The sequence below is a fragment of the Nostoc cf. edaphicum LEGE 07299 genome, assembly GCF_015207245.1.
Lineage (GTDB): Bacteria > Cyanobacteriota > Cyanobacteriia > Cyanobacteriales > Nostocaceae > Nostoc > Nostoc edaphicum_B.
On the sequence record NZ_JADEXF010000805.1, the window covers coordinates 1 to 3,090 of the forward strand.

Sequence of the window (3,090 nt, forward strand, 5' to 3'; positions counted from 1 at the left end):
GGTTTAGATAAACTTCAAGCAAAACTGCCGAATCAATATATAGATGTCGGCATTGCGGAACAACACGCAATTACCTTAGCAGCAGGACTTGCAAGCGAAGGGATGCGCCCCGTTGCGGCTATTTATTCCACCTTTTTACAACGCGCCTACGACCAAATAATTCATGATGTCTGCATCCAAAATCTGCCAGTATTCTTCTGCTTGGATCGGGCCGGAATCGTCGGTGCTGATGGCCCCACCCACCAAGGTATGTACGACATTGCCTATCTGCGTTGCATTCCCAACATGGTAATCATGGCACCCAAAGACGAGGCAGAACTGCAAAGCATGATAGTAACTGGTGTTGAGCATACCAGCAGCCCGATCGCAATGCGCTACCCTCGTGGCAATGGTTACGGCGTTCCCTTGATGGAGGAAGGTTGGGAACCTTTGGAAATCGGCAAAGGCGAGATTCTGCGTACAGGCGATGATGTGTTAATTGTTGCTTATGGCACAATGGTCTATCCAGGAATGCAAGCTGCTGAAATTCTCAGCGAACACGGCATTGAAGCAACTGTAATCAATGCCCGTTTCGTTAAGCCGTTGGATACCGAGTTGATTTTACCTTTAGCGAAGAAAATCGGCCGTGTTGTCACCTTAGAAGAAGGCTGTGTTATGGGTGGCTTTGGTTCTGCGCTCGCCGAGGCTTTAATAGATGCAGATATTCTCGTTCCTGTCAAGCGATTTGGTGTACCAGATGTATTGGTAGATCATGCTGAACCCAATGAATCTAAAACAGAACTAGGTTTAACTAGTCATCAAATAGCAGAGAGAGTATTGCAAGCTTTCTTTAAACAGCAAGTATCTGCTGTGGTTTAGTTTACTCATCAACAGTATTATCTCAAAATAACCCCTATAACAGGGGTTATTTTTATGAGAATATTAGCGATCCAATACTTTTCGGTTAAGGGGGAAAGGGGAAAGGGAAAGGGTTTGATATTTACCTTTACCCCTTACCCTTTAACCTTTACCCAGACCAAAAGAGAGATTGTTAGATTTATCCGAAAAGTATTGATTAGCGATCGCTATTTCTACTCACTCTTCACCAATTGCAATAATTTGACAATTACATCGTTTCCTGTTTCTGGGGATTGAACATCAAATCTTTCCCCGCCTTGTTTTGTTCCAGACGCAAACAATAGCTGATTTTACGGTAGGGGCAATTCATCAATTGCCCCTATCTGGCTGGAAAAAATTTTTACTTATATAACAGATGTACGAAATATTTATAGAGTTTTAAATAATGCCCCGGATTTTTGACAACATTGATTTGCAACTGCTACCCATTTTACGAGAAACCCTCAAAATCTCCTATCGGGCAGATTTTTGCGTTGGCTACTTCAACCTCAGAGGTTGGCGAAGAATTGATGATTTAATCGAACAGTATGTTGGTAGTGAAAATGCTTGTTGTCGTTTACTAATTGGGATGCAGAGCTTACCGAGCGATGAAGTTCATGCAGCATTTAGCCTTGTTAGTAGTGATGGACGCATTGACAACAGTAGCATTGTGCGGTTTAAAAAACGGATGGCGGCGGAATTTCGCCAGCAGTTGACTATCGGTGCGCCGACTAATCAGGATGAGGCGGGGTTACGGCGGTTAAGTCATCAGCTAAAAACTCAGAAACTAGTTATTAAACTGTTTTTGCGCCATTCTCTCCATGCCAAGTTATATCTTGTACATCGCCATGACCCTAACACTCCCACAGTGGGATTTTTGGGTAGTAGTAATTTAACCCTTCCGGGACTTGCGAAACAAGGGGAATTAAATGTTGATATTTTAGACCACGATGCGTGTAATAAACTGCAAAAGTGGTTTAGCGATCGCTGGCAAGATTACGGTTGTGTAGATATTTCCCAAGAATTGGCGGAAATTATCGACCAAAGCTGGGCTAGGCAAGAGCTAGTTTCACCTTACTACATCTACCTGAAGATAGCTTACCACTTATCCCATGAAGCGATCGCCGGACTTTCAGAATTCCGCATCCCCCGCGAATTTAACAATTTATTTGATTTCCAAAAAGCCGCCGTACAGCTAGCAGCACGTCATGTAACAAGGCGTGGCGGTGTATTAGTGGGTGATGTGGTCGGTTTGGGCAAAACTTTAGTTGGAACTGCCCTTGCCAAGATTTTACAAGAAGATTGTTTTTTAGAAACACTGATTATTTGCCCAAAAAACTTGGTGTCAATGTGGCAAGAATATGTAAATAACTATCGGCTACTTGCCGAAGTGATGCCAATTAGTCAAGTACAAAATAAGTTACCAAAACTCCGGCGTTATCGAGTTGTGTTAATTGATGAAAGTCACAACTTACGGAACCGCGAAGGCAAACGTTATCGAGCAATTACAGAATATATTGCTACTAACGAAAGTAAATGTATTTTATTATCTGCGACTCCTTACAATAAAAGTTATCTTGACCTTTCCGCGCAACTGCGGCTATTTGTGCCAGAAGACCAAGATTTGGGATTAAGACCAGAAGCTTTAATTAATGAACTTGGTGGCAGTTCTATAGGAGAACTAGAGTTTATTAGAAAGCATCAATGTTCTGTGCGTTCTTTAGCTGCTTTTGAGAAAAGCGAACACCCTGATGACTGGCGAGAATTGATGAAGCGTTACATGGTACGACGCACTCGCTCTTTTATTAAAGATAATTATGCCCACACAGATAAAACAGGGCGGAAATATTTAGAATTTGCTGATGGGACACGTTCTTATTTTCCCCAGCGTCTACCTCGGAGTCTCAAGTTTCCTTTAGAAGGTTCTAACACAGACTTTTATTCTCGCCTTTACTCTGAGTTAGTAGTAGAAGTAATTAATCAACTTAATTTACCTCGCTATGGGCTAGGAAATTACGTTATTGCTAAACACAAACAGCCGCCTACAGACACCGAACAACGCTTTCTTAATAGCTTATTTCGTGGCGGTAGGAGGTTAATGGGTTTTTCTCGCACTAATTTATTTAAACGTCTAGAAAGTAGTGGTGTTGCTTTTATTCAATCAATCGAACGTCATATATTACGCAACTTCATTTATTTATATGCTTTAGAACA

2 protein-coding genes are annotated in these 3,090 nt (G+C 41.9%); both read left to right on the forward strand.

What is annotated here, in order from left to right:
- A partial coding sequence (locus tag IQ229_RS20930) for a transketolase C-terminal domain-containing protein (protein ID WP_322744035.1) occupies nucleotides 1–858 on the forward strand: 858 nt, incomplete at its 5' end.
- 424 nt (nucleotides 859–1,282) lie between these two features.
- On the forward strand, nucleotides 1,283–3,090 hold a 1,808-nt coding region (locus tag IQ229_RS20935; protein WP_228013616.1), incomplete at its 3' end, for a phospholipase D-like domain-containing protein.